This window comes from Mesorhizobium sp. M0030 (genome assembly GCF_040323695.1).
GTDB lineage: Bacteria > Pseudomonadota > Alphaproteobacteria > Rhizobiales > Rhizobiaceae > Mesorhizobium.
Map to the genome: position 1 here is coordinate 215,723 of NZ_JAMYVE010000003.1, position 22,078 is coordinate 237,800.

A 22,078-nucleotide genomic window follows, 5' to 3' on the forward strand; every position below is an offset into this window, starting at 1 on the left:
GGGGAGCCGGCTGGGTGTGAATAGGTGCGTAGGGCCTACAAATCGGGGAGATCTCGGATTGCTCCGGAGGCCACCTCGCCCAGGGCTCCTGGCGCCTTACGGGTGCATCGCTCGGAAGATGATGTTGTCGTCCATGAGATGTTCGGCTGAGAAAGCATAGCCGATCCCGACATTGGCCTGACGTTCGATTTCGCCAAGCGTCTGCAGCATTTGATTTTGCCCAGCGGTCAGGACTTGGCGGAGATTGATCCCTCCGAGGCCGATGTCGGGGAGGCCGGGTGCGTTCAAGACCCCAATGTTGCCTTCAATCGTTGCCCGCAGTTGCCCAAACGCCCGAGTTAGACCCGTAGCCCTGCGAGTGATGATGCCCATCACATCGCCCGTTTCTGGGTCGATCAGCGGCCCTCCGGAGTTACTGGGGTTCACGCTCGCGTCGAGTTGGATCACCTCCGCAGGCCCTGATCGGTAGAACGAGGAGATTACCCCCGAGTGACACGTCAGGTTCTCATGATCGTACGGGTAGCCCAAGAACGCAGCCAGTTCACCAACTCGCTTCCCTCTCGGACCTCGAAGGGTGAACGAGTGCGTATTTGGTCGATTGACCACGTCAGGCAGATCAAGGACCGCGAAGTCATAGTTTGGTTCCGTTGACGCAGCCACTTGGCGAAATCGGATGGCCTGCCCAGTCATTCGTACCCCGTCTTGTTCTCCGTCCCCAGCCCTTCTGATCCAGGCGTCGCAAGCGGCAGGGGCTTGAGCGACATGGTAGTTTGTAATGAGGTAGCCGCAGGACGAGAACGCGGTGCCGCTTGCGATGCGTTGACTGTCCCGCAGATAGACGATGTGAAAAACACCGGATCGTACCCGGTCGACGGTGTCAGCCAGCGGCATAGCGTCCCCCTCCCACCGCTAGTCTCTACCAAGCCCCGCGTTTGCTTGAAAAGCCGAGGTTCTTCAGGGTGTACCTTTGACGAACCGTCTCCGGTTTGGTTCGATAAATTCCGTTTGACAACTCAAATCGAACTGCATATTGGGGAACCATTTAAATCGAACCAAAGGGTTTTCATGTTTGTTCGCGCATATCTTCGAGCATCGACCAAGGACCAAGACGCAGAGCGGGCAAAGACTGATCTCCAGGCTTTCGCTAAGGAAAAGGGGCTGGCAATCGCCGCGACGTATACTGAAAATGAGAGCGGCGCATCACTCCAACGTCCTGAGCTGTTCCGGCTACTAGCTGACTGTCAACCTGGCGACATTCTTCTGACTGAACAAGTTGACCGGTTGAGCCGCCTGAACACTGCCGATTGGGATCGCCTGAAGCGCGAGATTGACGACCGCAAGGTGCGCGTCGTCGCGCTTGACCTGCCGACGTCCCACACGATGATGACAGCCACATCCGACGAGTTCACGTGCCGGATGTTCGCCGCGATCAATAGCATGATGCTCGACATGCTCGCGGCGATCGCACGGAAGGACTACGAGGACCGTCGCCGCCGGCAGTCGCAAGGTATCGAGAAAGCAAAGCGCGACGGGCTTTACAGAGGTCGGCCCGAGAATGCGAAACGCAATGCTGCCATCATGAACATGTTAAAAGACGGCCAAACCTGGAGCGGCATTATCGATGCTGCGGGCTGCTCTAGGTCGACGCTAAGTCGGCTGTCGAAGCGCCTTCCCGAACGGTGACGCGCCTACTAGCGCCTCGGCGGCTAGGGCTTCCGCCGCTTCCCCGTGGCCTGTGTTTCGGCTATTTGCAACTGGGGCGTCTGATAGACTTGGGGGGATTGCTTGCTCGTTTTGGAAAGAGACCTTATCGCCGCAGCGATAAGAAGCGTTGCGGACGAAATGAGTATCGAACATTTCGCCTATACGCAGGAGCACCAAATCACCTCCCGCCTGGGCGAAGCGCTCCAGGATCGGTTCCAACGCCTGTCCATATTCGACGCCTGGGACGTGTCGATCATCACTCAGGAAGCGCCAGATAAGGGCCCTGGGACGATGGAGAGTGCAACCGGAATTGATCTCTACGTTGGGGTCTCGCGCGATGGGTCTGGCGAGGAGTTCGACAAAGGTTTCTTCGTTCAGTCTAAGAAGAAGGAGCTCGCCCGATCCGCACAGAAGCAAGAAGACCTGGTCCGTCAATGCGTGAAAATGTTGAAGCTGTCGCGGCACTCTTATGTTTGGGTATATGGGCCAGACGGCGTGGGTGTCGTTCGGGCTCGGGACGTCGTGGATCAAATCGGTAGGACAGTTGAGCAGCTTCCGCAACGCAACATTGATGAACTAATGCGTGAAGTTCTTGACTGCCATGAAGGCGATCGGCGCCGTGGCATTTCTGACGGGCCGGACAGACGTCAACGTCTTGTGGCTCAGATGCGAGAGTGGCAGACGGAAGTTGGTATTCACGTTGAAATCAAACGCCGTCCGCGCAGGGTCGCGATTGCCCGCCCCTCGAAGCCGAGAAAGCTCTGAAAGTCCGGGGTTTTGGCTAAACCTCCTACACAGCGCGATGGAGACGAGGTATTGGTCAGTCGAAGTCGGCGGTGGGGGCATAGAGATTTTTGGCAACATCTTCTAGCGAGACCAACTTGAAGAAGCTTGCGGAGGCACTTGGAGTGCCAACGCTCTTTTTTCGCAAGTTTTTGCAAACACAAGCCCGCTGTCCACATTGCTCAATTCCTAATCCGGGTTTTGAACAATGGTGGGTGAGCCATGGTCTGGTAGAGCGCGGCACGCCGGGGCCGCGACATAAATGGGGTGTCTATTTCTGCACTGCGTGTGGCGGTGGCATTCTGGCCAAGGGCAAGGCCGGGGATGCCGACGAGAAAGCGGGCATCATAGAGCTCATTCCAGCGCCGAAATCCGTTCACGAAGATGTGCCCGAACCGGCGCGGACGTTTCTCCGGCAAGCAATGGAAACGCTTCATGCGCCGGACGCAGCGGCAGTAATGGCCGGCGCGTCGGTAGACGCGATGCTGAAAACTTTGACTTACGAGAAGGGTAGCGTCTACGAGCGTATCGAAAAAGCTGTAGCCGAGCACAAACTGACGGAGGGAATGGGTGCCTGGGCGCATGAGGTGCGATTGGGGTCAAACCGGCCGCGTCACGCCGACAAGGAAAATCCTCACGTAAGCGAAGCAGAAGCGAAACAGTCGGTCGAATTTGCAGAAGCACTCGCCTATTTCCTGTTCATCTTGACCAAAAGAATTGAGCGAGGAAAACTTGCAGCCGAGGAAGCGTCAAATCCGCGAGATACCGGACCTGAAGACGCCGTTCAACCGCGCACGAGCGAAGGCTTTTTATGATACTCGAAACACGCAGTCCGAGCCTCTATTTAAAAAGACGTCGTTCGATGCATGTCTGGGGTTCCTTGCGCCGTCAGGCGGGCGAATGTTTGAAAGTATAGCACCAGCCCATGCCCACCCTTTCCCAGCAGAGCCTCGAACGCCACTTGTGGCAGGCAGCGGATATCTTGCGCGGCACGGTCGATGCCGGAGACTACAAGCAATATATCTTCGGCTTGCTTTTCTATAAGCGCCTGTGCGACGTTTGGGACGAGGAGTATGAAAAGCTCCTCGCCGAGACTGGCGACCGCGAGGAGGCCGCTGACCCGGACGAGCATCGCTTTCACATCCCCACCGAGCATCGCTGGGACGCGGTGCGCAAGCAATCAACCCAGATAGGTCAGCGCCTGAACAACGCGTTCGCCGCGATCGAAGATGCGAACCTACGCCTGCGGGGCGTATTCGGCGATGTCGATTTCGCCAATCACGACCGCTTCTCAGACGCGCTGCTGGAAAAACTGCTCGCCCATTTCGAGAAGCACCGGTTGCGCAATTCCGACGTGCCTGCCGACATGCTCGGCGACGCCTATCTCTACCTCATCAAGATGTTCGCCGAGGGTGCGGGCAAGAGGGGCGGTGAGTTCTATACACCACGCCAGATCGTCCGCCTGATGGTTGAGATCGTCGAGCCGCGCCCTGGCATGTCGATCTATGATCCAACGTGTGGTTCGGGCGGCATGTTGTTGGAGGCTGTGCAATATCTGAAGGATCGCGGCGAGGATGCCCGCAGCCTGTCGCTCTACGGGCAGGAAAAGAACTTCGGTACATGGGGCATCGCCCAGATCAACTTGTTCCTTCACGACGTCGACGATGCCTTCATCGCTAAAGGCGACACGATCCTGTCGCCCAAGCGATATGATCCGAAGGCGCGTGAGTTCGCCGAGGGCGTGGGGGCCTATGACCGAGTGCTTGCCAACCCACCCTTCTCTGAGAAGGTCTGGGGTTATGATGTTTGGGCCAACGGCGATCCGTTCGGGCGTGATGAATATGGCTGCCCGCCAAAAGGCTATGGCGATCTGGCGTTCGTCCAGCACATGCTGGCAAGCCTGAAGCCTGAGGGGATGCTCGCTGTCGTTGTGCCGCACGGCGTGCTGTTCCGGGGTGGGGCCGAGGGACGCATCCGCGAAGGGATGCTGAACGCTGACGTGATCGAGGCCATAGTCGGCCTTGCCCCGAACTTATTTTATGGCGCGGGCATTCCGGCAGCGATCCTTATCGCCCGAAAGAACAAACCGAAGGAGCGGCGCGGCAAGGTTCTGATCGTTAATGGCGACGCCACCTACCAGCTTGGCAAGGCGCAGAACTTCCTCGCCGATCATCATGTGAAGACGCTCGCCGATGCGATGCACGGCTTCACTGACATCGAAAAACTGGCGCGCGTCGTGCCCGTTGACGAGATCGCTGCCAATGGCTTCAATCTCAACATCAGCCGATACGTGCAGACCAACGGCGATGCCGAAGCGGTCGATGTCGCGGCCGAGGTCTCCAAGCTGCAAGACTTGATCGCCAAGCGCAACGACGCCGAGGCAGCAATGTTCGGGCATCTCAAGAGGCTCGGCTATGTCGATTGAAGTACCGGGGGGATGGCGCGAATTAAGGCTAGGCGACCTCATCGCAACGCTGGATGCGGGCGTAAGCGTTAACGCCGACGGACGTCAGTGCGAAGAGGGCGAAGTCGGAGTTCTCAAAACGAGCAGTGTTTCTGACGGGCGCTTTATCCCAGAGGAGCACAAAGCGGTGTTGAAAGGCGAGAGGTCGCGAGTTCGTGTTCCCGTGCGACGAAACTCCCTGATTTTCAGCCGAATGAACACGCCAAACCTGGTCGGAGCCAATGCTTACATAGAGGCGGATTATCCGAAACTGTATTTACCGGATCGCCTTTGGCAGATCGCGACCAACGAGCAGGCAGACTGCCGGTGGCTTTCTTTTCACATGCAGTCGGAAGCGTTCAGGCGTCAGATAGATGACATCGCCACCGGTACTAGTGGGTCGATGAAAAATATCTCAAAGGGGCGGCTCAACCAACTCCCCGTTCTCCTTCCTCCTCTCGAGGAGCAAAGGCGGATCGCCGAAGTGCTTCGGTCTGTGGACGAGGCAATTGAAACAGCGAATGCGGTCATAGCCGCGAAAACTGGATTGCTCGACACCCTTCGTCGCGATACGTTTGCTGCTCACCCGGAAAGCGTCTCCATAGAAGACTTATCCAGATTGGTTTCAGGTCAGCATGTTCCGACAGACCAAACCAATGACAGTGGTGATGGCGTTCCCTACCTTACAGGGCCGTCAGATTTTCCAGATGGCGATGTTGTTGTTACGAAGTTCACAACACGGCCTTTGGTGATGTGTGAGCCGGACGATATCCTCATAACGGTGAAAGGGTCTGGCGTAGGTAAGTCCGTGATTGCCGATCAACAATATTGTATCAGTCGCCAGCTAATGGCGCTCAGAACTAAGTCGGTCCCCGTTAGCTTCCTCTTCGAAGCGATCCAGACGATTGTCGAAAGCCTAAATAGCGAGGCATCGGGCCCGATCCCCGGCATAACCCGCGCTCATATTCTGACGAAGCGGATACCCGCAATCAACCGATCGATGCAGCAAACTCTGGGCGATATCTTTGGTGATCTTCGTGGCAGCATACGGACGGACAGGTCTCAGCTTGCGCGATTGTTCGCTGTTAAGGCGGCGGCCTCGAACGACCTTCTCTCCGGCCGCGTCCGGGCGGCTGCATGAGCGAATACCGCCTCGCCGAAAAGCCGGCGCTCGATGTGTTGGCGGTGCTTGGATACGGGCCGCTTGCACCCGAAGCGGCCTTGGCGATGCGGATGGAAGAGAACCGTGTCATCCTGAAGCCGGTGCTGATGGAGGCATTGCAGGCGCTGAACGGCATCGGCCTAGACGACGCCGAGGCGATCTACAACGATCTCGCTACCCTCTCCGACAACGAGGATTGGCAAAAGAAGCTGCGTGGGGGCTACTCACGCCGCCTCGCGGGCAGAAACCGCGATCAGCCCATCGCGCTGATCGACTTCAAAGTTCCAGCGAACAACCGTTTCCACGTCGTGCGCCAGTTCCGGGTCGCCGCCCAGCGCCCGCGTATCGCAGATATCGTGCTTTTTGTGAATGGCATCCCACTGGTTGTAATCGAGGCAAAGTCGCCGCTGAAGGCCACCGCCAAGGCCGGGGAGGCGTTCGAGCAGATCAAGCAGTACGAGCGCGATATACCCCGCTTGTTCGCGTCCAACGCCTTCAACATCGTCACAGATGGCATCGTCACGCTCTATGGGGCGACCGGGGCTTCGTCATCGTTCTATGCGCCGTGGCCCGATGCCTGGCCGCGCACCCGCTCCGAGTTCGTCAACGACCCCGCCAAGGACTTGTGGTGCCTTGCCGAGCCGTCTCGGCTGCTCGACCTGCTCGCCCATTTCATCGTGTTCGAGACCGATCCGGAGACGGGGCGAAAGATGAAGAAGGTCTGCCGCTATCAGCAGTTTCGCGCGGTCAACAAAGCCGTCCAGCGGGTTGCAGAGGGCGTCCACCGTAAGGGGCTGATCTGGCACACCCAAGGGTCGGGCAAGAGCCTGACGATGGTGTTCTTCGCGCTGAAGCTCAAGACCCACCTGACGCTCGACGCGCCGGCGCTCGATAATCCCAATATTCTCGTGCTGACCGACCGGATCGACCTCGACACTCAGATCAGCAGCACCTTTGTCGCCTGCGGCCTGCCCAATCCCAAACAGGCAGGCTCCGTCACCGAGCTTCGGGAAGCCGTCGCCCGAGGCGGCAACGGGCAAATCCTGCTGTCGACCATCTTTAAGTTTGCAGGCTCCCGCGATCCCATCCCCAATTCGGAGAACTGGATCGTGCTGGTCGACGAGTGCCACCGTACGCAGGAAAAGGACCTTGGTGCCTATCTTCAGGCGACGCTGCCTGATGCCCGCTTCTTTGGGTTCACCGGCACGCCGATCAAAAGCACCGACAAGGATACCTATGCCCGCTTCAGCATCGAGGGCGAGGGCTATCTTGACAAATATGGCATCGATGATGCGGTTCGCGACGGTGCGACCGTATCGATCCTCTACGAGGGACGCAAAACCGACTGGGCGATCAATGAGGCCGAGATCGACATATTGTTCGACCGCTGGTTCCTCGACCTGGCCGACGACAAGCGCGAGCAACTGAAGCGTAAGCTAACGGTCGCTACCATCGCCAAGCACCCTGAGCGGGTTCGGCTGATCGCCTTGGACATCTGGGAGCATTTCAAGCAGGTCTGCGCACCCGATGGCTTCAAGGCGCAGATCGTCGCCGTGGACCGCGAGGCGGTGATCCTCTACCGCGCCGCGCTCGCGACCGTGATAGCCGTCGATCTGGTGAGGAGCGGAATGGACGCCGAGGCCGCCCGAGCCAAGGCCGACGCGATGATTGCCTGCGCCTATTCCAAGAGCCAAGAGGACAACAAACCTTCGGAAGACCCGGACGTCTCCGCCCTTCGCGCCGAGCTTGAACAGCACTATCTGGATGACGCCGCCGAGAAGGAAGCCAAGAAGGCGTATAAGGCGTTCGGGCAGGAGCCAAGCTTCTTGATCGTCTGCGACAAGCTGCTGACCGGCTTCGACGCGCCCGTTGAGGCGGTGATGTATCTCGACAAGCCGCTGAAGGAGCACGGGCTCTTGCAGGCAATTGCGCGAACCAATCGCACCTGTTCGCTGAAGCACCCGGACGGGATCGAGGTCACCAAGCCGCATGGCCGGATCGTCGACTATATCGGCGTCACCAGCCACCTCGACGAAGCGCTGCAATCCTATCGCTCCGAGGACGTCGAGAATGCGCTGCGCGACATCGCCATCCTGCGCAACGATTTGAAGGAAGCCCACGCCCGTTATCGTTCGCAGAAGCGCGCAATGGGGCTGGAGGGCATGGATGAGAAGGCGGCGGCCTATGCCGTCGGCAAGGTCGTGACCGCTGGCCGTGAGGATGAATGGTTCGACCTTCAGCGGCTCGCACGTAATTTCATCCGCGTCTATGGCGACCTCTCACCCGATCCGGTGATCCTCGATTTCACGGATGAAGTGAAATGGGCCGCTGCCTTCCTCCGGCTCGCCACGCAGGTGATCGCCAAGGACGAGAGCCTTGACCATCGCCATTACACCGGCAAGATCAGAGATATGCTGGAAGCGCATCTCCATGCGACCGGCCTGTCTACCACGATCCGGCTGCGTTCGATCACCGATCCGAACTTCGCCGACGATTTTGCGACCGAGGAAAAGACTGACGCGGAGTTGCAGGAAGCGTTCGTCCGAAAATCCGCCGAGCTTCGCCGTGTCACCCGCGAATTGGTTGACAAAAATCCGGCCCAGTACGGCCGCTTCTCCGAACGCGTGCTGGAGATCATCCGCCGCTTCGAGGAGGGACAGATCGCTGCCGCCGGGGGCCTGCGCGAGTTCGAAGACCTGACCGGCTGCATTAATGCCGAAAAGGGCGCTCATGCCGAACTGGGGATGGACGAACGGGCCTTCTCGATCCTGCGCATCATGGAGGTGCTGGCCCCCGGCACCGGCCACGACCCGCTTCAGGACGCCGCCATTGCCATCGGAGCGGTCTATGCCGGGGCGCAGGCGAGCCAGCCAGCCTTCACCTTCATGCCCGAATATTTGCGCAGTCTGCGTCAGCAGGTTCGGCGCATCCTCTCGGAGCATGGCATCGGCGAAAGCAAGGGCATCCGAGAGGCAGTGGAGGAGTTCGCTCTCCACGCGTATGTCGGGGGCCATTGATGCCATCGCTACGCATTGGCCGCGCCGAAATCCCCTATGAGCTTCGCCGCTCCGCAACGGCATCCGAGCGCCGCATCACAGTGACACCCGGCTGCGTCGAGGTGCTGGCGCTTTCCACCGATGACGATGCGGCGATCAACTCGTTTCTCAAACGTAAGCGGCAATGGGTGTTTAATACCGTCCGCGAGATGGAGCGGATCACCGCCGACCGGCATGCCGTGCCCCGTTTCATCACCGGTTCGAAGATACCTTTCCGGGGCCGCAGGATGCGGCTGACCGTCCGGCGCAGCGACGGTGAGCGGATCGAGCTTGCTTACCACAACGGCTTCATCGTCGATCTTCCGTCATGGACAGGCGATAATACCGACCAACTCGTCGCCAGTGAACTCAAGCTGTGGCTCAAGCGGCGTGTTCGGCGTGACGTGACGGAGATCGCCGCAGGCTACAAGACCCGGTTCGGACTTTCACCGCGCACAATCCGCGTGGCTGATTTTGCAAACGGCTGGGGATCGTGTGGCCCAGAGGGGAACATCCTCATCAATTGGCATCTGATTTTCGCGCCGAGAAAGGTGCTTGAGTACGTCGTCGTTCACGAGCTTGCGCACCTCCGCTTTCGTTCGCATGGACCAGAGTTTTGGCAATTTCTGAGCCGGCTGATCTCAAGCTACGAGCTTCCTCAGAAATGGTTGGAAATTCATGGAGCCAGCCTTAATGCATCATTTCTAAACGCTCCCAGCTGACTAAAGTAAGTGCACAAAGAGACGACCATAAGCGGGACAAGCTCGGTCTAAGAAATTCTCCGGATATTATCGTTTTCAGGAACAGTGTCGAAAGAGCTCAGATGCCCCAGATCAAAGGTTTCCGACTTCGCCATGCCCATACAAGAAGTGAACTAGCTGGGATGGGCTTGCGAGCTAGCACGACAACCGCAGGCCTGATGCCTGTAGTGGACCTGGAGCTTCAGGCCGGGCGTGAACTAGATCATGATCAGGGCCGATTGGCCATTATAGTGGGGAGGAACGGTTCTGGGAAATCTCGCCTGTTGAGCTACATTGCCCAAGCTTTTCTCCAGCTTGAGCGATCAATTTCGTCCCAGAGGTCGGTTCCAAGAGATTTTCCCCTGAATACGCTTGAATACGATATGGGTGGGCAAAGCTACAAAATTACGAAGGAAAGCGGCAACGACGTTAGTTTTATGGTAGGCGGCCGACCATCTACTATAGCAGAATTGGCACTTCCGAGCAGAGTGATCGCCATGACGATTACTCCTCACGATAGGTTCCCATTAAATCAGCTCAGCCATCCTTCGCGGCCGCAACCTACGGAATTGGTGTATAAATATCTTGGGCTTAGAGATAGATCCGGCCGCGCCTCCATGCTGTCGTTTCTTTATAATGCTCTTGAAAACTTGCTTCAACGGCAGGGCGGAAGCGACAGGCGCGACCGGATAGTTGGGGTATTCAATCTACTTGATTATCGCCCAAGGATAGACATCACCTACTCGCTCCGGATGTCGAGAGCATCCGTCGAAATGGCACTGAAATCACCGGATCTTCCGCCAAACTTATCTCCCTATCAAGAGCGGCGAGTAAGCGAGATTGTTGAGAGTGAGGGGTATGACGCTTTCCGTGCCTCACTTGCGCTTGCAATTTCCATGGAAGAAAAGCGGCTAATCGAAGTGTCCGCTGATCTTTCAATGGAGCAGCCAGCAAACAGCGTTGTAACGCAACTGCAAACTTTGCGAAGAGCGGGGTATCTTAGTATACGGTCTATAAAAATCGAAAAGAAATCCGGCGAAATGGTAGACTTAAAAGAGGCAAGCTCTGGAGAGCTCAGCATCGCCTCATCATTGATTGGTCTCGCGGGGGTCCTGGAGGATAATTGCCTGGTTTTAATAGATGAGCCAGAGATAAGCCTTCATCCGGAATGGCAATCAAGCTACGTTGAAATGCTACTCAATACCTTCCGTGCTTATAAGGGTGTGCACTATTTGATCGCCACCCATTCTCCCTTAGTCGTGAGTGACGCGCCAGTGCAGGCGCTGGTCAAATCTTTGGATCGAGGATTGACTTTTTCCGGAGGTGATGTTGCCGGACGATCGGTAGATCGTCTACTTGCAAGACTTTTCAAACTCCCAACAGCCAACAATCTCTATCTCCGAGACGAAATAGTCAGCGCGCTTCGGATGGCAGCGGACGGAAAGGTTGGCAGTGCCGAGTTTGCAACGGTAGTTGATGGGCTTTCTGATATGGCGGAAAATATTGATAAACACGAGCCGGTTACAGAGGTTATAGCGGCGCTCGTAAGCGCCCGCACTGGGGTAATCAAGTGATTGAGCACCCATTTTTAGTGGCGGAGGCAGACGCCGACACGGTGTCCACTTTCTTTGCGCTGCCAGAGGAGCAGCGCGTGGGTACCTACTGGCAATCTGGCAACTGTGACGCCTTCAAGGCGCATGCGAAGCAATACTATATAGGCGAACAAAACTATCGGTGCTGCTACTGCAACAAGCAGATAGACACCGATAATCACGCGGTATGGGATTTGGAGCACGTGCTTAGCCGAGATAACTATCCACAATATATATTCGAACCTCTCAACCTTTCTATTAGCTGCAAAGATTGCAATATCGCCAAATCGAATAAGACGGTTACCGTTAGCCTTGAATATAAAAAATTCCCTAAGCGGTCGTCGTCGTATCTTATAGCCCATCCCCATTTCGATGAATTGGACGACCACATCGGTTTACATGCGGGATTGGTATATTACCCGAGGAATGGTAGCAAGAAAGGGATTTTTACGATCCAGGTCTGTAATCTTACGCGATACGCAGAATTGTACGACGAAAGAAAAGGGCCGGTCTGCGACAAGCGCTATGAAGCAGACGTGGCTCAGTTGATGTTTTCTCAGAACCGTGCCGATGCTGTAGTGGCGATGAAAAAGATCCTGACAGCTTTCGAAGCTGACGAGATTTAGTTTTGGCCGTACTTTGGCCTCCGGTTAAAGTCGCTTGGCTGCGGCGAACAAGATCACCCCATTTGATCATCTACAATAGGCTGTTGCCAATCGATAGATTTTGCTCGCTCGCGGTCACGCTTCCACAACGCCACGAACTCGCACTCTTGTGCGCGGTTATCGGCAATGCGGGCATAAATCTGATCGCTCGGGGCATCGAAGGGCCAACTAGAGCCGCCGGCGTCACCCGTCCCTGTAAAGTACAGCCGTCGGATGGCCGCTTCCGCGCCACCCGGCTTGCCGTGCCAAAACTCGCTCGCGTGGATGCGACGTTCCATCTCGCGCAAATATCGCATTTGACACTCGGGGCGCAGTCGCTTTTCGATGTCCTTCATTGCGACGAAATGAGGGCATGCCTCGCGAAAAAACTCAACATCGATTGGCAAGAGTTTTTGGCTTGCGCCGCTTGAAAGACAGCTTGGGATGGGTCGCTATGTGATGCATTGAATGATGGAGTGCCTTCTCGATCGCGTCCCTTGTCGAGCGATGAGCAATAGTCCCGCTCCGGACTTAGGCTCTTCGACCAGGCACTATATGCGGAAGCGAGCATTGGTCCCAGAATTTTGCTGGTCGACAATCAGCGACGAACTCGAACTGAATTCCTGGTGAAGCTTCTAGCTTCTGACGGCAGATTTTGAACCTGCTACCCCCTCGTCCCGAACGAGGTGCGCCACCAGAACGTCCGGTGAACATCTTGCTACCATTTTGCTACCGAACTCGGTTGCAGCATCCGGTACGAAACAGGAGCAATAGTGCAGAGCTTCGCCTATCCCATTGATTTTCCGGTACATGGCGGGATGGCGCAGGACGGACCAATACGCCAATAAGCGAATTTCAAGACCGGTGCCTTAAACCGCTCGGCCATCCCTCCAACGTGACTTTTCAATCATCTAGGAACATCAACCGACCCAGTGAACGACAGTTGGTATCGAATGATACCTATCCTTCCGGACCAGCTTGCGGTTCATTTCTCTAGAGCGTTGCCCATCGCCAAGTCAACCATCGGCGCTGCCATGGATAATAGGGGGTGGCGTTCGTTACCCGAACGGAGCTGCGAACCCGTTTTCGAAGGAGCCGGGATCTAATTGCGATCCTTGCTGCCGACCTGCACAAGTTGCAGAAGACCCAGCACGACAAGTGCGAGCAAGGTAGCCAAAGCCGCGATCTGCCAGAACCCGAGCCCAACCGCCAGGCCTATGGCGCCTGCCAGCCACATGCCCGCCCCAGTGGTAAGCCCTTGAACCTCGCCCTTGGAGAAGAAGATCAAGCCCGCGGCCAGAAATGCCACGCCGGCAGTCGTGGCTTCGATCAAGCGGATAGGATCAATGGCGATTTCCTGACCATCGAAGACGTGAAAATGGGTAATCTCGATCGTGAGGATAGCAATTAGAGCCGTCGCAACACAGACCAGGATGTGTGTCCTCAATCCGGCCGGTCGGTTACGCCATTCGCGTTCGATCCCAACGATGGAGCCAAGGACGGCCGCGAGCAAAAGCCTGGCTGAAATTACGGAAAAGGGCAGCCACGTCTGTTGCCCGAAACGTTCAATGAATTCATCCATGAGGCGCAGAACGTATCTCGGGTCGGTCGGTTCCAGGCAGCCGCGCTTCATGCCACAGGTTCACTTCCAGACTCCAAAGGACAGAGGTCTCGGATGCCTCCTCACAGGCGCCCGGCCAGCCCGGGACCTGGCCGCCACATTCCTGCCCGGTTCCGGACACAATCGATTAATACGCTGATAAACAATTCCTGCGCACAAGGGATGGGGATTGGCGCGTCGCAGGCATTGCTCATCTGGCTCCGCCGAAATTCTAGAAGCGGCGCCTGTGTCGAGACGGTAGGGGACATCGGAAAACATGCAGACCACGACGCATCGGCGTCTTCGTCGCGCTCCTGCTTTGGTATTGTGCGCTCTTTCGGCTGCGTTGCTGGCCGCGTGCGCGTCGCCGCAGTCCGAGCCGAAAGCCATGGTCTACAAGAAGCCTCGCTCGAAGGAATATTTTCCCGAGACCGAATACGGTGTGAAGGCCAGCCCGCGCGTTCAGTACATGCGGCGCGGCGGCGGCCGCGACCAGTTGGGCAAGCCCTATCAGGTGCGCGGCAAGTGGTATTACCCCAAGGAAGACAAGCGCTACGCCAAGGTCGGTCTCGCCTCCTGGTATGGCGATGCCTTCCACGGTCGCCTCACAGCCAATGGCGAAGTCTACGACATGACCCATCTGACGGCGGCGCATCCGACCATGCCCGCTGCCAAGCTACGCCCGTGTCACCAACACCGAGACCGGAAGCTCGGTAATCGTGCGCGTCAACGACCGCGGCCCCTATCACGAGGGACGCATCATCGATGTCTCGGAACGCGCCGCGCAAATGCTCGATTATGCCAAGGTCGGCACGGCCAGGGTCAAGGTGGAATATATTGGCCGCGCACCGCTCGACGGCGACGACGACCAATATCTGGTCGCCTCCTACCGCCCGGGCAACCGCCCGGACCCGTCCGATGGCTTGCCGACCGGCGTCATGGTGGCGATGAACGGACCTTCGCCGAGCCTATCTGTTGGCGCACCCCCTGCCGTAGTGCCGTTTCCTGGTCAGTTGACGAATTCCGACACACAGCCAGTGATGTCGATGCAGGCACCGGCCTCAAGCGATGTGACGCTGCCTGAATTCGGGCCGATCGTGCCTCAGCGCCCGGAATCGCCCTTTGCCGTGGCTTCGCTCTCCTATGCGGATGAGCGCGTACAGCGCGCCGACGTCTTTGCAGCGCTTGACGACCAGGGCATGTCGCCAGCCGACATCCTGCAATCGTGGAAGAAATCCAACCCGCAGGCATCGCCTGCCGTTTCCGACTATGTCGCCGCCGGATCCTTCGACGATGCCGCCGAGGCAAAGCGGGTGGCTGCGGCTCTCGAACCGTTCGGCAGGACCGAAATCCAGAGCACCGAACTCGACGGCAATGACTGGTACGCGGTCAATCTCTATCCGGATGGCCATGGCAATGTCGACGACCTCTTGCGCGCGGCATGGTCGCATGGCGCGCCGGACGCGCTGGCTGTGCGCAACTGACCAACAAAGGCACGCCGGTTTTGTCATTGCGCGGTTGATCCGCCGGGAAGAAGCCTGATAGCGTTGCGGCAAGTTTCTGCCGGCTAACAGTCGAGCCTCTTCATGCGATTTCGCCTTTTCCACCCTTTTGCCGGGCTTTTTGGCCTTGGCTTCTTGCTTGCCGCGCTGGTTCCGGCCAACGCGCAGCTTTTCGAGACCAAGGCGACGCAGGCTTTCATGATCGATGCCGAAACCGGCACGGTGCTGTTTTCCAAGGATGCCGACCAACCGATCCCGCCGGCCTCGATGGCCAAGCTGATGACGATGGAGATGGTCTTCAACGCCATCAAGTCGAAGCGCATGAGCCTCGACGACACCTTCGTGGTTTCGGAAAATGCCTGGCGCAAGGGCGGTGCGCCTTCGGGAACGTCGACCATGTTTGCCAAGCTCAAATCGGCGATCCGGGTCGAGGATCTGATCCAGGGGGTCACCATACAGGCCGCCAATGACGGCTGCATGGTGCTGGCCGAAGGCATGGCCGGTTCGGAAGAGAATTTCGCGGCGCAGATGAACGATCGCGCGCGCCAGATCGGGCTGCCGAAATCGACATTTGTCAATTCCACCGGCCTGCCGGCCGACGGCCAGCAGACGACAGTGCGCGAACTGGCGCAGCTTGGCCTGCATATATGGCGCGAATATCCGGATCTCTATCTCTATTACGGCCGGGCCGATTTCACCTGGAACAAGATCTCGCAAAAGAACCGCAACCCATTGCTGGCCATGGGCATCGGTGCCGATGGGCTGGCGGTCGGGTCGAGTGAGGCGGGCGGTTTCGGCATCGTCGGCTCGGTCAGCCATGACGGGACGCGGGTGATCGCGGCGATGAGCGGATTGGCCAACGACCGCGAGCGCGCCGAGGAAGCGCGCAAGCTGCTTGAATGGGGCGTCCGCTCCTTCGAGAAGACCGAGATTTTCGCCAGCAACGAAGTGGTCGGCGAGGCCCAGGTGTTCGGCGGCGCCAAATCCAGCGTAGCGCTGAAGGCAAAGGCGCCCATCGACGTCCTGCTGCCGATCGCCAACCGCGACAAGCTGACCGCCAGGATCGTCTATCAGGGGCCGGTATCGGCGCCGGTGGAGGAGGGACAGCCCGTCGGCGCGCTGCGCGTCTGGATCGGCGACACGCTGAGCCAGGAAACCCCGCTTTTCGCCGCCGAATCGGTTGGCGTCGGCACACTGCCGCAACGAGCGTTTGATGCCGCCAGGGAACTGGCCGTAGGCTGGCTGCGTTGAGTTCCTGCGGCGTGGACCTTTTCTCGGGCGCGGACTAAGACACCAGCGCAAAGCAGGACAAAGGCCTTTCGATTGGCAAGCGGATTTTTCATCACCTTCGAAGGCGGCGAGGGCGCCGGCAAGTCGACGCAGATCGAGCGGCTGGCCCAGAAGATGCGCGCCAAGAAATACGATGTCCTCCTCACCCGCGAACCCGGGGGGTCACCCGGCGCCGAGGCGGTCAGGCACGTGCTCCTGTCCGGCGCCGCCGAGCCTTTCGGGCCGAAGATGGAGGCGCTGCTGTTTGCCGCCGCACGCTCCGACCATGTCGAGCAGGTCATCCGGCCGGCGGTGGAGCGCGGCTCCATCGTGCTTTGCGACCGTTTCCTGGATTCGTCGCGCGTCTATCAGGGCGTCACCGGCGGCCTCGATCCGGCTTTCATGGAAGCTCTGGAGGAGGTCGCCATCAACGGCATGATGCCGGACATGACGCTGATCCTTGACATTGACCCCGCCGAGGGCTTGCGGCGCGCCGCCGCGCGGCGTGGCGCCGAGGACGGTCCGGACCGCTTCGAAAAGGAGACGCTGGACATCCACCAGCGCCGCCGTGACGCCTTCCTGGCGATCGCAGCGGCCGAGCCGGACCGCTGCATCGTGATCGACGCGTCGGCGCCTCCCGCTGCGGTGGAGGATGTCATCACCGCGGTGGTGTTCGCCGCACTTGAGGCGAGGGCGCCCGCGCGCAACCGACAGGCGGCGCCCGCATGATCTTCGAACGCATCGCTCCCGAGCAGCACGACACGCTGGACGGTGTACCGGAGCCGTCCGAGACGCTGCGCCTGGTCGGCCATGAGCAGGCGGCCGCGATGCTCGCTGCCGCCTATCGCTCGGGAAAACTGCCGCATGCGTTGATCTTTGCCGGGCCGGTCGGCATCGGCAAGGCGACGCTTGCCTTTCACCTGGCGCACCATCTGTTGAAGCATCCGGCCTTCGACCAGGCGCCGGACACGTTTGCCGTTCCCGATCCGGCCTCACCGCTGTTTCGCCAGATCGCCACCGGGGCGCATCCCGGCGTGCTGCACCTGACCCGGCCGCTGAACGACAAGACCAAGAGTTTCAAGACCGTCGTCACCGTCGACGAGATCCGCAAGGTCAACCGCTTCCTGTCGCTGACCTCGCATGACGGCAGCTACCGGGTGGTGATCGTCGATCCGGCCGACGACATGAACACCAACGCCGCCAATGCCTTGCTGAAAAACCTCGAGGAGCCGCCGAGCCGCACGCTGTTCATCCTCATCGTGCATGCGCCGGGCAGCCTTTTGCCGACCATCCGTTCGCGCTGCCAGATGGTGCGGCTGACGCCGCTCGATGCCGGCAGCCTGATGAGTGTTCTGGAGACCGTCGAGCCGCCGCCACCTTCCGATCCTGCTGCGCGCGCGGCACTAGCGGAACGGGCAGGGGGCAGCGCCCGCAATGCGATCCTTCTGACCCAATATGGCGGGCTGGAGATTGCCGGCACCCTCGACGCCCTGGTCACGTCGGGCAAGAGCGACATCGCCGGCGCCTATCGCCTTGCCGAGGCCGTCGCCGGCCGCGACCAGGCGATCCAGTTCGACATCTTCAACCGCCGCGCGCTCGATCTGCTCTCCACCGGCGCCAGTGAAGCCGCGCTGGCCGGGGATCTCGCGCGGGCGAAAACGCTGTCCGACACTTGGCACGAGGCGCTGAACGCCATATCTGAGACCGATACCTACAATCTCGACAAGAAGCAGCACGCCTTGACCATGATCGACCGACTGAATTCCGCAATGCGAATGTGACCGGATCCGGCCTCGGGTCGGGATGGCAATCGCCGTCTCGATGCGATATCCACCGCTCACACTCAATTCGGACATTCATGACGGTTCATTCATGTCACGCGACACATTCTACATCACCACACCGATTTTCTATCCGAACGGCAAGCCGCATATCGGCCACGCCTATACGGTCATTGCGACCGACGCGCTGGCCCGCTTCCAGCGCCTGGACGGCAAGGACGTGCTCTTCCTCACCGGCACTGACGAACACGGCCTCAAGATGCAGCAGACGGCCGAGAAGGAAGGCATAACGCCACTCGCGCTTGCCGACCGCAACTCGGCGATCTTCCGTTCGATGACAGAGGTCCTGGGCGGCTCGAATGATGATTACATCCGCACGACGGAACCACGCCACTACGAGTCGTGCCAGGCGATCTGGAAGGCGATGGCGGCCAATGGCGACATCTATCTCGACCGCTACAGTGGCTGGTATTCGGTCCGCCAGGAAGCCTATTTCGAAGAGAGCGAAACCACGCTCGGCGACGACGGCGTGCGCCGCGAGCCGCTTGGCTCGCCGGTCGAATGGAATGAGGAGGAAAGCTACTTCTTCAGGCTTTCCGCCTATCAGGACAAATTGCTTGCGCTGTACGAAAGCCAGCCCGATTTCGTCGGTCCGGCCGAGCGCCGAAATGAGGTGATGAGCTTCGTCAGGTCCGGCCTCAAGGACATCTCGGTCTCGCGCACGACCTTCAATTGGGGCGTGCCGGTGCCCGGCGACGACAAGCATGTGATGTATGTCTGGGTCGATGCCTTGACCAACTACATCACCGCTGCCGGCTATCCCGACACCAAGGCCGAGCAATGGCGCTACTGGCCGGCCACGCACATTATCGGCAAGGACATCGTCCGCTTCCATGCCGTCTACTGGCCGGCTTTCCTGATGTCGGCCGGCATCGAACTGCCGAAGCGCGTCTTCGCGCATGGCTTCCTGTTCAACCGCGGCGAGAAAATGTCGAAGTCGGTCGGCAATGTCGTAGACCCCTTCACCATGGTCGAGCATTACGGCCTCGACCAGGTGCGCTATTTCTTCTTGCGTGAGGTGCCATTCGGCCAGGACGGCAGCTACAGCCATGACGCGATCGTCAACCGCACAAATGCCGATCTCGCCAACGGTCTCGGCAATCTGGCGCAGCGCTCGCTGTCGATGATCGCCAAGAACTGCGGCGGCGTGGTGCCGCATCGCGGCGAGCTGACCGAAGCCGACAGCGCGATCCTCGACCAGGCGGTGGAAGCGCTGGGTACCGCGCGCCAGGCGATGGCGGAACAGGGCATCCATCTCGCGTTGGCGGCGATCTTCGGCGTTGTGGCGGAAGCGGATCGCTACTTCGCCTCGCAGGCGCCCTGGGCGCTGAAGAAGACCGATCCGGCGCGCATGGAAACAGTGCTGTGGACGACCGCCGAACTGGTGCGGCGCGTGGCATTGCTGTGCCAGCCCTACATTCCGGGGTCGGCCGGCAAGCTGCTGGACCTGCTGGCGGTGCCGGCGGACAAGCGTGACTTCGCGCATGTCCATGCCGACTATGCGCTGGTGCCCGGCACGGCGCTGCCCGCGCCGGAGGGCGTGTTTCCCCGTTATGTCGAAAACCCTGAGGCGAGCGCCTGATGCTCGTCGACAGCCATTGCCATCTCGACTTTCCGGATTTCACCGAGGAGCGGGCGGCCATCGTCGCCCGCGCCAAGGCTGCCGGTATAGGTCACATGGTGACCATCTCGACACGCGTGAAGCGGTTTGCGCAAGTGCTTGAGATTGCCGAGAGTTTCGACGAAATCTATTGCTCGGTCGGCACTCATCCTCACAATGCCGGCGAAGAGCTGGATGTGACGACTGAGGACCTTGTGCGTCTGTCCGCGCACCCGAAGGTGGTGGCGATCGGCGAGGCCGGGCTCGACTATTTTTACGACAAGGCGCCACGCGATGCGCAGGCGCAGGGTTTTCGCACTCATATAGCAGCTGCGCGCGAGACCGGGCTGCCGCTGGTGATCCATTCGCGCGATGCCGATGACGACATGGCTGCCATCCTCGAAGACGAAACAGGGAAGGGCGCCTTCCCCTTCATCCTGCATTGTTTTTCGTCGGGGCGACGGCTGGCAGAGGTCGGCGTGGCGCTTGGTGGCTATGTGTCCTTCTCGGGCATACTGACCTTCAAGAACTCCGCCGATTTACGCGCCATCGCAGCCGATGTGCCGCATGACCGGCTGCTGGTCGAGACCGACGCACCGTATCTGGCGCCGGTGCCGTTCCGCGGCAAACGCAACGAGCCGGCCTACGTCGCGCATACAGCCAAGGTGCTGGCGGAGACGGTCGGCGTTGGCGAAGCCGAGATCGCGACGCTGACGACGGCGAACTTCTTCCGGCTGTTCGGCAAGATGCCGCGGCCCGCCGGGCTCTGACGCATGAGCGACCGGCTGCGCCTCACCATCCTCGGCTGCGGCTCGTCACCTGGCACGCCGCGCATCACCGGCGATTGGGGCAATTGCGACCCGGCCAATCCGAAAAACCGGCGTACACGCTCAGCCGCGCTCGTCGAGCGGATAGCAGCCAACGGCGCCAGAACCACGGTCGTCATCGACACCGGGCCTGATTTCCGTGAGCAGATGCTGATGGCGGCCGTCCGGCGCATCGACGCTGTCGTCTATACGCATCCGCACGCCGACCACATCCACGGCATCGACGATCTGCGCGGCTACGTGCTGGAGCAGCGCCATTTGATCGATGTCCATGCCGACCAGCCGACCATGCTCAGGCTGCGCGAAGCGTTCGGCTATTGCTTCGAGACGCCGTTTGGCAGTTCCTATCCGCCGATCGTCAGGCCGCACATCATCGATCACGCAAGGGCGGTGACGATCGAAGGCGAGGGCGGTGCCCTCACCCTCGAGCCGCTGCCGCAGATCCATGGCGACATCATTTCGCTCGGCTTCCGCATCGGCGGGCTGGCCTACTGCCCCGATATAAGCGACTTCCCGGATGCCACCGCCGAGCGGCTGCGCGGCCTGGAAATGCTGGTCATCGATGCCTTGCAGTACCATACCCATCCCAGTCATCTGTCGCTCGGTCAGGCGCTTGGCTGGATTGAAAAACTGGCGCCGAAACAGGCCGTGCTGACGCATATGCATGTGCCGCTCGACTATGCCACGGTGAAGGCCGAGGTGCCGGCCAACGTCACTCCGGCCTATGACGGCATGGTGATCGAAATTCCTTTATGAGACAGCATGATACGAGCAGATCTTTATAAGGACGTTCGGTTCTTCGGCGCGAAGATCAGCAGCGTTCCAATCCGCTCATAGCCCATGCGGGGATAAAGCAGCGCTCCGGCACGCGTCGCCAACAGCATCGAGCACCGCGACCCATGCGCTTTGTCGTCATGCAGCATTTTGGCCATCAGCGCCTGGCCGATGCCTCGACGCCGGTGCGAAGGCTCGACAAACATTGCCGAGCACCATGTGGCGCCGACGGCGTCTATGCTGCGCACACGCCCGACGATGGCGTCGCCATCGAGCGCCACATACTGGCGAACCGGCGCATCGTCGCCGAGTTGATCGTCTGGAAGTGACCGCCTGCGTCATGGACGATCCATTCTTCGCCACGGTAGTCGCGTGCATTCTTGCGCTCGGCATCGCGCATCAGCCACAAGGGTCCGACGCGGCTGGCTTCGTATGGAAAGGTGCGGCTCTTGTCGGTGCTGAAGCCGTGCACGAACACTTTGATCGCCGCTTCGATGTCACGCTTTCCTGTCGTCATCGACACAGCGTAGCGTTGGCCAACGGCTCATGCCAAGCCCTATGA

The 22,078-nt window shown here is 59.3% G+C and carries 20 protein-coding genes and 1 pseudogene; 16 read left to right on the forward strand and 5 right to left on the reverse strand.

Annotation, left to right across the window (positions count from 1 at the left end):
• Positions 1-96 precede the first annotated feature (96 nt).
• Positions 97-891: a trypsin-like peptidase domain-containing protein gene (locus NKJ80_RS08585; RefSeq protein WP_352497429.1), complete on the reverse strand. Its 795-nt coding sequence runs from the start codon at positions 889-891 to the stop codon at positions 97-99.
• Positions 892-1,065: 174 nt separating this feature from the next.
• Here NKJ80_RS08585 and NKJ80_RS08590 point away from each other — a divergent pair, with 174 nt between their 5' ends.
• The 9 genes from NKJ80_RS08590 to NKJ80_RS08630 all read left to right on the forward strand — a co-directional run bounded on the left by NKJ80_RS08590 (position 1,066) and on the right by NKJ80_RS08630 (position 12,085).
• Complete coding sequence (locus NKJ80_RS08590; RefSeq protein ID WP_352497430.1) at positions 1,066-1,683, forward strand: recombinase family protein; 618 nt, start codon at positions 1,066-1,068, stop codon at positions 1,681-1,683.
• Between the two features lie 102 nt (positions 1,684-1,785).
• Complete coding sequence (locus NKJ80_RS08595) at positions 1,786-2,469, forward strand: hypothetical protein (RefSeq protein WP_352497431.1); 684 nt, start codon at positions 1,786-1,788, stop codon at positions 2,467-2,469.
• Positions 2,470-2,585: 116 nt separating this feature from the next.
• Positions 2,586-3,302, forward strand: a complete 717-nt coding sequence (locus tag NKJ80_RS08600; RefSeq protein WP_352497432.1) for a DUF4145 domain-containing protein — start codon at positions 2,586-2,588, stop codon at positions 3,300-3,302.
• 110 nt (positions 3,303-3,412) lie between these two features.
• On the forward strand, positions 3,413-4,912 hold the full coding sequence (locus NKJ80_RS08605) for a type I restriction-modification system subunit M (RefSeq protein WP_352497433.1): 1,500 nt from the start codon (positions 3,413-3,415) through the stop codon (positions 4,910-4,912).
• Entirely contained in the window at positions 4,902-6,071 is a 1,170-nt protein-coding gene (locus tag NKJ80_RS08610) for a restriction endonuclease subunit S (protein ID WP_352497434.1), read from the forward strand. The genes NKJ80_RS08605 and NKJ80_RS08610 overlap by 11 nt, the downstream gene beginning before the upstream one ends.
• The gene (locus NKJ80_RS08615; protein ID WP_352497435.1) at positions 6,068-9,109 is read left to right on the forward strand and encodes a type I restriction endonuclease subunit R; all 3,042 of its coding nucleotides are present in this window, start codon (positions 6,068-6,070) and stop codon (positions 9,107-9,109) included. The genes NKJ80_RS08610 and NKJ80_RS08615 overlap by 4 nt, the downstream gene beginning before the upstream one ends.
• The gene (locus NKJ80_RS08620; protein ID WP_352497436.1) at positions 9,109-9,849 is read left to right on the forward strand and encodes a M48 family metallopeptidase; all 741 of its coding nucleotides are present in this window, start codon (positions 9,109-9,111) and stop codon (positions 9,847-9,849) included. Before NKJ80_RS08615 ends, NKJ80_RS08620 begins: the two co-directional genes overlap by 1 nt.
• Before the next feature lie 302 nt (positions 9,850-10,151).
• The gene (locus NKJ80_RS08625; RefSeq protein ID WP_352497437.1) at positions 10,152-11,441 is read left to right on the forward strand and encodes an AAA family ATPase; all 1,290 of its coding nucleotides are present in this window, start codon (positions 10,152-10,154) and stop codon (positions 11,439-11,441) included.
• Positions 11,438-12,085 (forward strand): HNH endonuclease, encoded by a 648-nt coding sequence (locus NKJ80_RS08630; protein WP_352497438.1) that lies wholly within the window; start codon positions 11,438-11,440, stop codon positions 12,083-12,085. Before NKJ80_RS08625 ends, NKJ80_RS08630 begins: the two co-directional genes overlap by 4 nt.
• Before the next feature lie 53 nt (positions 12,086-12,138).
• On the opposite strand, the gene NKJ80_RS08635 is transcribed toward NKJ80_RS08630, so the two are convergent.
• On the reverse strand, positions 12,139-12,459 hold the full coding sequence (locus tag NKJ80_RS08635; protein ID WP_352497439.1) for a hypothetical protein: 321 nt from the start codon (positions 12,457-12,459) through the stop codon (positions 12,139-12,141).
• Positions 12,460-13,205: 746 nt separating this feature from the next.
• Positions 13,206-13,685: an MgtC/SapB family protein gene (locus NKJ80_RS08640; RefSeq protein WP_031199830.1), complete on the reverse strand. Its 480-nt coding sequence runs from the start codon at positions 13,683-13,685 to the stop codon at positions 13,206-13,208.
• A gap of 295 nt (positions 13,686-13,980) precedes the next feature.
• Between NKJ80_RS08640 and NKJ80_RS08645 the strand changes: the two are divergent.
• The 7 genes and pseudogenes from NKJ80_RS08645 (at position 13,981) to NKJ80_RS08675 (ending at position 21,498) form a co-directional block, all read left to right on the forward strand.
• Positions 13,981-15,187, forward strand: a pseudogene (locus NKJ80_RS08645) (septal ring lytic transglycosylase RlpA family protein).
• Positions 15,188-15,289: 102 nt separating this feature from the next.
• Positions 15,290-16,456, forward strand: coding sequence for a D-alanyl-D-alanine carboxypeptidase family protein (locus tag NKJ80_RS08650; RefSeq protein ID WP_023736648.1), 1,167 nt, complete (start codon positions 15,290-15,292; stop codon positions 16,454-16,456).
• 72 nt (positions 16,457-16,528) lie between these two features.
• The gene (gene tmk / locus NKJ80_RS08655; RefSeq protein ID WP_023668949.1) at positions 16,529-17,203 is read left to right on the forward strand and encodes a dTMP kinase; all 675 of its coding nucleotides are present in this window, start codon (positions 16,529-16,531) and stop codon (positions 17,201-17,203) included.
• Positions 17,200-18,255 (forward strand): DNA polymerase III subunit delta', encoded by a 1,056-nt coding sequence (locus NKJ80_RS08660; RefSeq protein ID WP_023668948.1) that lies wholly within the window; start codon positions 17,200-17,202, stop codon positions 18,253-18,255. The genes tmk and NKJ80_RS08660 overlap by 4 nt, the downstream gene beginning before the upstream one ends.
• Positions 18,256-18,346: 91 nt before the next feature.
• Positions 18,347-19,897 carry a methionine--tRNA ligase gene (gene metG, locus NKJ80_RS08665; protein WP_023668947.1) on the forward strand — a complete coding sequence of 517 codons (1,551 nt, stop codon included), beginning with the start codon at positions 18,347-18,349 and terminating at the stop codon, positions 19,895-19,897.
• Positions 19,897-20,685: a TatD family hydrolase gene (locus NKJ80_RS08670; protein ID WP_023668946.1), complete on the forward strand. Its 789-nt coding sequence runs from the start codon at positions 19,897-19,899 to the stop codon at positions 20,683-20,685. The genes metG and NKJ80_RS08670 overlap by 1 nt, the downstream gene beginning before the upstream one ends.
• Before the next feature lie 3 nt (positions 20,686-20,688).
• Positions 20,689-21,498 (forward strand): MBL fold metallo-hydrolase, encoded by an 810-nt coding sequence (locus NKJ80_RS08675; protein ID WP_023688471.1) that lies wholly within the window; start codon positions 20,689-20,691, stop codon positions 21,496-21,498.
• A gap of 23 nt (positions 21,499-21,521) precedes the next feature.
• Here NKJ80_RS08675 and NKJ80_RS08680 read toward each other — a convergent pair whose 3' ends face one another.
• Both NKJ80_RS08680 and NKJ80_RS08685 read right to left on the reverse strand, forming a co-directional pair.
• The gene (locus NKJ80_RS08680) at positions 21,522-21,797 is read right to left on the reverse strand and encodes a GNAT family N-acetyltransferase (protein WP_348625637.1); all 276 of its coding nucleotides are present in this window, start codon (positions 21,795-21,797) and stop codon (positions 21,522-21,524) included.
• On the reverse strand, positions 21,752-22,033 hold the full coding sequence (locus NKJ80_RS08685; protein WP_352497440.1) for a hypothetical protein: 282 nt from the start codon (positions 22,031-22,033) through the stop codon (positions 21,752-21,754). The genes NKJ80_RS08680 and NKJ80_RS08685 overlap by 46 nt, the downstream gene beginning before the upstream one ends.
• Positions 22,034-22,078: the final 45 nt, after the last annotated feature.

Coding starts and splice junctions, on each gene's coding strand:
- NKJ80_RS08585 (WP_352497429.1), bottom strand. CDS start 891: ATGCCGCTGGCTGACACCGTCGACCGGGTACGATCCGGTGTTTTTCAC.
- NKJ80_RS08590 (WP_352497430.1), top strand. CDS start 1,066: ATGTTTGTTCGCGCATATCTTCGAGCATCGACCAAGGACCAAGACGCA.
- NKJ80_RS08605 (WP_352497433.1), top strand. CDS start 3,413: ATGCCCACCCTTTCCCAGCAGAGCCTCGAACGCCACTTGTGGCAGGCA.
- NKJ80_RS08610 (WP_352497434.1), top strand. CDS start 4,902: ATGTCGATTGAAGTACCGGGGGGATGGCGCGAATTAAGGCTAGGCGAC.
- NKJ80_RS08615 (WP_352497435.1), top strand. CDS start 6,068: ATGAGCGAATACCGCCTCGCCGAAAAGCCGGCGCTCGATGTGTTGGCG.
- NKJ80_RS08620 (WP_352497436.1), top strand. CDS start 9,109: ATGCCATCGCTACGCATTGGCCGCGCCGAAATCCCCTATGAGCTTCGC.
- NKJ80_RS08635 (WP_352497439.1), bottom strand. CDS start 12,459: ATGAAGGACATCGAAAAGCGACTGCGCCCCGAGTGTCAAATGCGATAT.
- NKJ80_RS08640 (WP_031199830.1), bottom strand. CDS start 13,685: ATGGATGAATTCATTGAACGTTTCGGGCAACAGACGTGGCTGCCCTTT.
- NKJ80_RS08650 (WP_023736648.1), top strand. CDS start 15,290: ATGCGATTTCGCCTTTTCCACCCTTTTGCCGGGCTTTTTGGCCTTGGC.
- NKJ80_RS08660 (WP_023668948.1), top strand. CDS start 17,200: ATGATCTTCGAACGCATCGCTCCCGAGCAGCACGACACGCTGGACGGT.
- metG (WP_023668947.1), top strand. CDS start 18,347: ATGTCACGCGACACATTCTACATCACCACACCGATTTTCTATCCGAAC.
- NKJ80_RS08670 (WP_023668946.1), top strand. CDS start 19,897: ATGCTCGTCGACAGCCATTGCCATCTCGACTTTCCGGATTTCACCGAG.
- NKJ80_RS08675 (WP_023688471.1), top strand. CDS start 20,689: ATGAGCGACCGGCTGCGCCTCACCATCCTCGGCTGCGGCTCGTCACCT.
- NKJ80_RS08685 (WP_352497440.1), bottom strand. CDS start 22,033: ATGACGACAGGAAAGCGTGACATCGAAGCGGCGATCAAAGTGTTCGTG.